5 protein-coding genes are annotated in these 4,640 nt (G+C 70.6%); 3 read left to right on the top strand and 2 right to left on the bottom strand.

The annotated features are described in order from the left end of the window. Positions 1–96 precede the first annotated feature (96 nt). Entirely contained in the window at positions 97–1,242 is a 1,146-nt protein-coding gene (locus G6R24_RS18500; RefSeq protein WP_163550462.1) for a ferritin-like domain-containing protein, read from the top strand. On the opposite strand, the gene G6R24_RS18495 is transcribed toward G6R24_RS18500, so the two are convergent. Continuing rightward, a complete protein-coding gene (locus tag G6R24_RS18495; protein ID WP_217451561.1) occupies positions 1,220–1,801 on the bottom strand; it encodes a YbhB/YbcL family Raf kinase inhibitor-like protein in 582 nt (193 codons plus the stop codon). The two genes, G6R24_RS18500 and G6R24_RS18495, sit on opposite strands and share 23 nt — an antisense overlap. Positions 1,802–1,958: 157 nt before the next feature. Between G6R24_RS18495 and G6R24_RS18490 the strand changes: the two genes are divergently transcribed. Then, positions 1,959–2,870, top strand: a complete 912-nt coding sequence (locus G6R24_RS18490) for a helix-turn-helix transcriptional regulator (protein ID WP_163550461.1) — start codon at positions 1,959–1,961, stop codon at positions 2,868–2,870. 398 nt (positions 2,871–3,268) lie between these two features. Here the strand turns inward: G6R24_RS18490 and G6R24_RS18480 are convergent, their stop codons facing one another. After that, positions 3,269–3,901: a hypothetical protein gene (locus tag G6R24_RS18480; RefSeq protein ID WP_217451562.1), complete on the bottom strand. Its 633-nt coding sequence runs from the start codon at positions 3,899–3,901 to the stop codon at positions 3,269–3,271. A 104-nt stretch (positions 3,902–4,005) separates the two neighbouring features. Here G6R24_RS18480 and G6R24_RS18475 point away from each other — a divergent pair, with 104 nt between their 5' ends. Next, the gene (locus G6R24_RS18475; protein ID WP_163550460.1) at positions 4,006–4,638 is read left to right on the top strand and encodes a TetR/AcrR family transcriptional regulator; all 633 of its coding nucleotides are present in this window, start codon (positions 4,006–4,008) and stop codon (positions 4,636–4,638) included. The last annotated feature ends 2 nt before the right edge of the window (positions 4,639–4,640 follow it).

The raw sequence follows: 4,640 nt of genomic DNA, 5'->3' as shown, positions 1-4,640 counted from the left end.
CCTATGGCCCGATAGACAGATCGGTGTGGCCGCGCCGGCGGTCAGGGCGCAGCATCGGTCGGGGAACGTCATCCGGCGTTGACGGGAGCACAGCTGGTGTCCACGCGAGATCTCTACACTCAGACCCCCGAAACGGACCGCTGGGCCGCCGGTGCCGGCGGCCACCCTGTTTTCACCTGGGAATACGATCCCGAGCGCGGCAGGCTGCTCGACCTGTACCAGAAGGGCAAGGACCGGCAGTGGGACTCGACCACGCGGATAGACTGGGATCTGCCGGTCGACCCCGAGGATCCGTTGGGCATTCCCGACGAGGCGAACGTCCTGTACGGAACGGACCACTGGAACCGCATGTCGGCCACCGATCGTACGCAGGTGCGCCGGCACGCCGCCGCCTGGCAGTTCTCCCAGTTTTTGCACGGTGAGCAGGGGGCGCTGATCTGCGCGGCGCGCATCGTGGAGACCTCCCCCGGTCTGGAAGCGAAGCTCTACTCCGCCACCCAGGTGGTCGACGAGGCCCGGCATGTCGAGATCTACACCAGGTTCCTGCACGAGAAGATCGGCCTGCTGTACCCGATCAACGACAGCCTTCAGGGCCTGCTGGCCGACAGCCTGAACGATTCCCGGTGGGACCTGCCGTATCTGGGCATGCAGGTCCTCATCGAAGGTCTGGCGCTCGCAGCCTTCGGTCTGATTCGAGATGCCACGACACAGCCACTCGCGAAACAGCTGCTCACCTATGTCATGCAGGACGAGGCCCGGCACGTCGCCTTCGGACGCATCGCGTTGCGCGACTACTACCGGCAGCTCTCCGACGCCGAACTCCGGGAACGCGAGGAGTTCGTGATCGAGGGCTGCCACCTGATGCGTGACCGCATCCAGGGTCTAGAGGTCCTGGAGAACCTCGGTCTGCGCACCGACGAGGCCCGGCGGATCGTCGAGGCCAGCGAGACGATGCGGCTCTTTCGCACGCTGCTGTTCGCCCGGGTCGTCCCGTGCGTGAAGGACATCGGGCTGTGGGGTCCGCGGCTGCGGCGGGCCTACCTCGACCTGGGCGTCCTCGACCTCGGCGACGCCGACCTGGACCTTCTCATGGCCCAGGACGACGCCGCCGCCGAGGCACTCGACGTCGCACGCGTCCACGCGGCGCAGGAACAACGAGTCGCCGAGGTGCACGCGACCATCGCCGCCGGCCAGAACGGCAGCGCCGCGCCCGGGCCGCCTACCGCTGGACGGTGGCGGTGAGGCGGGCGTAGCCGAGGACGTGGCTGGACACGGCGGGCGGCGTGGTGGGTGCCAGGGCGAGGCTGGGAACGTCCAGGGCGTAGACGGTGAACTGGTAGTGGTGGGCGATGTCGCCGACCGGCGGGCACGGCCCGAAGTAGCCGGCGACACCCGCGTCACCGGTGCCGGACACCGCGCCGGGCGGCGGTGTCGCGCCGAGCCGGGTGGCCGAGGCGGGAATGTCCCAGACCAGCCAGTGCCAGAAGCCCGAGCCGGTGGGTGCGTCCGGGTCGAACAGGGTCACCGCGTAGCCGCGGGTACCCGCCGGCGCCCCGGTCCAGCCGAGCCGCACCGGCTGGTTGGGGTTGTCGCAGCCGAATCCGTTCGCCCAGTGGGTGGCCGGCAGCGCGCCGCCGTCCCGCACGTCCGGGCTGCTGACCTGGAAACGAACCGCCTTGGCCGGAATGTTGCGGCGGACGGCCGAATACCCGTAGCCGTCGGTGCGCGCGGGGCCGGACCCCGCGGTGGCCGTGGTGACCATGCCTGCGACGCAGAGCGCCGCGAGCGCGACAGCGGTCATGGCGCGAAACGGTGATCTCATAGGTGCCTCCCACGTGGTGATGTGCGGACCACGGTGCGGGTACCGGCACGAAGGTGGGAAGGCGTCGCGCATCCTGGCATTCGCAGTACCAGGATCGCCGCTGGTATCCGGCTGACCGCAGGCCGATCCTGGAGAGATGACGCACCAGCGGACGACGCGACGCCCGGAGCTGGCCCGGTTCCTGCGGGCGAAGCGGGCGCGGCTGCGACCGCAGGACGTGGGCCTGCCCTGCGGCGACCGTCGCCGCGCACCGGGCCTGCGGCGCCAGGAGGTCGCGCAGCTGGCCGCGGTCAGCATCGACTGGTACATCCGGTTGGAGCAGGGACGGGTGGGCATCCCGGGCGCCGAGGTACTGGACGCGATCGCCCGCGCCCTGCTCCTGTCACCGGCCGAACGCCGCCACCTGCACCTGATCGGCCGCGGCGAGGCACCCATGATGGACGCGGCCGTGCCCGTCCCGGTCAGCGACTCGCTGCTGGCCCTGCTCAACGGCATGCCGCTGCTGCCCGCCTACCTCACGGACTTCCGCTGTGACATCCTCGCCCGCAACGCCGCCGCGGCGGCCCTGTTCGGTGAGAACTTCGGTATCGGCGAGGCGGCCAACAGCGCCTGTCTGATTTTCCTGGACCCACGGACCCGGGAGACCCAACTCGACTGGACACGCATCGCGCGGGAGACCGTCGGGAACCTGCGCGCCGATTTCGCCCGTCACCGCGAGGATGCCCGACTGGCGGAGGTCATCGCACGCCTACGCCAGGAAAGCGCCGAATTCGCCGCCTGGTGGGACGACCACACGGTCAGGGAACGCTCCCACGGTGTCAAGCGCATCCGCCACCCGGTGGCCGGTGAGATGACCGTCGCCTATGACATTCTCGCCACCCTCGGCGACTCCCACCAGCGCCTGTTCGTCGTCACACCGGTCGACGCGGCGACCGAGCGCGCCCTGCGCGCCCTCATGACCGACCACGGCCGAACCATGACCGGACGGCCACCCCGCGCCACCCAGGAAACAGCCGCCGCACCCGCCCAGGCCAGGATGCCCGGGTAGATCACGGGTCGGTGTACTTCTTCGACCGCAGCATCACCTGGGCGTCGCGGGAAAAGCCCCCGTCTTCTCCGGTGGCGGCGAGACGGGCGGCCGGTGCTCGGCATACCCGCCGCGTGCCGGTGGCGGGTAGTCGTAGCGCGAGTCGCGCCTGTCGCCATAGCCGTCGGGCCGATAGCCCCGGTTGTCGTACGAGAACATCTGGCGGATGGCCTACGTGCGCGGCCCGGAGGGAATCATCGTCTCCCTGGCCGAGCGGATCGGCTGACCCGCGGCTGGACGCCCATGCCCGCCGCCCAGCGGTTGTCACCTGGTCGTCGTCGGTGAACCGGCCGACGGTTCCGATCATGTCGGCGAGCACCCGCGGATCGAAGTCACCGCGACATGCCGTCGGCGGGCCGTCAGCCTGCTGTGCCGTGGGCCGCCGGTGGGGTCTGGGTGCGGGTCTGGCGGCGCGTGCCAACTCCGGTGTTCGGGTTGGCGTCGCGTCCTAGGCGCAGCGCGGAGACGAGGAAGAAGATGCCGCCGAGCAGGGCGTAACCGCCCAGGCTGCGCACCGAGTCGTGCGACGAGGCGGCCTGGAGGAGGAACGAGATCCCGGCGACCGCGGAGAGGGCGCCGCTGGCGATCATCGACCACTGGCCGCCGAGGGCGGCGCGCCGCGACAGCGCGACGACGAGCTGGACCAGGCCCGCGACGATGGCCCAGACTCCCCACACCCGCAGGACGGCCGGAACACCGGAGGCCGCCGCGAAGGCCAGCCCGACGGCGGCGATCCCACTGATCGCGATGTTGACCTGGAGTCCCCGGGCGGAGCGGCTCGCCCGGCAGGAGCGAGCATCGACGATGGCGGCGCCCACGTCGAACAGCGGGTAGATCACGAGCAGGGTCGCACTGACCGGTCCGATGCTCGACCCGGTCAGAAACATCACCACGGCCCAGACCAGAGCGAACCCGAAACGGAGCAGGTAGAGCCTGCGCAGCGCCTGCGCGACGGCGCCGAGGTCGGCGGACGGGGCGGTGGTTGTGGTCACAACAGTTCCCTCCTGGAAGAAAGACCGTTCTCTCTTGCGGCGCAAGCCTGGCACGATGCCTCCTTGACCGCAAGACCGATCGTTCTTTCCGCTAGGGTTGCGCGATGGCAGCACGGACCCGCCTGGCGCAGGACGACCCGAACGCGAGCTCCTCGGGGCGGCCGGAGCGATCCGAGGCACGGGAGCGGCTGCTGTCCACGGCCAGCAGGCTGTTCTACCGGGAGGGCATCCGAGCGGTCGGGGTCGAGCGGATCCTCGCCGAGGCCCCGGCCACGCGGGCGACGTTCTACCGGCATTTCCCTTCGAAGGAAGACCTCGTGCTCGCCTACCTGCGCGGCGTCGATACCGGCACGCGGGCTGGTGTGCGGGCCGCCGTCGAGGCCGCGCGGTCTCCGGCCGACGCGTTGCGCGCGATCGGGACCGCCGTCGCCGACAACCTGGCCGCGCCGGAGTTCCGCGGCTGCGCGTTCCTCAAAGCCGCCGCCGAGTACCCCGACCCCGACGACCCGGTGCGCCAGGTGATCCTCGAACACCGAACCTGGTACGCGACCACACTCACCGAGCTCTTCGCGCAGGTCTTCGGGGATTCCCCTCGACGAGGCAACCCCGAGCACGCCGCACGACATTTCGTCCTGATTCGCGACGGCGCCATGTCCGGCGCCCACCTCGACGGCGTCGACAGCGTCGGCGACGCGTTCCGCCGCGGCGTCGAGGGCCTGCTCACCCTCCTCCCCTGAAG

Source organism: Candidatus Frankia nodulisporulans (genome assembly GCF_902806475.1).
GTDB classification, from domain to species: domain Bacteria; phylum Actinomycetota; class Actinomycetes; order Frankiales; family Frankiaceae; genus Frankia; species Frankia umida.
This window is presented reverse-complemented; position numbering and strand designations above follow the sequence as displayed.

Excerpts from the sequence above, each read along its gene's own strand:
- G6R24_RS18475 (WP_163550460.1), top strand. The coding sequence starts at position 4,006 with ATGGCAGCACGGACCCGCCTGGCGCAGGACGACCCGAACGCGAGCTCC.
- G6R24_RS18495 (WP_217451561.1), bottom strand. The coding sequence starts at position 1,801 with ATGACCGCTGTCGCGCTCGCGGCGCTCTGCGTCGCAGGCATGGTCACC.
- G6R24_RS18490 (WP_163550461.1), top strand. The coding sequence starts at position 1,959 with ATGACGCACCAGCGGACGACGCGACGCCCGGAGCTGGCCCGGTTCCTG.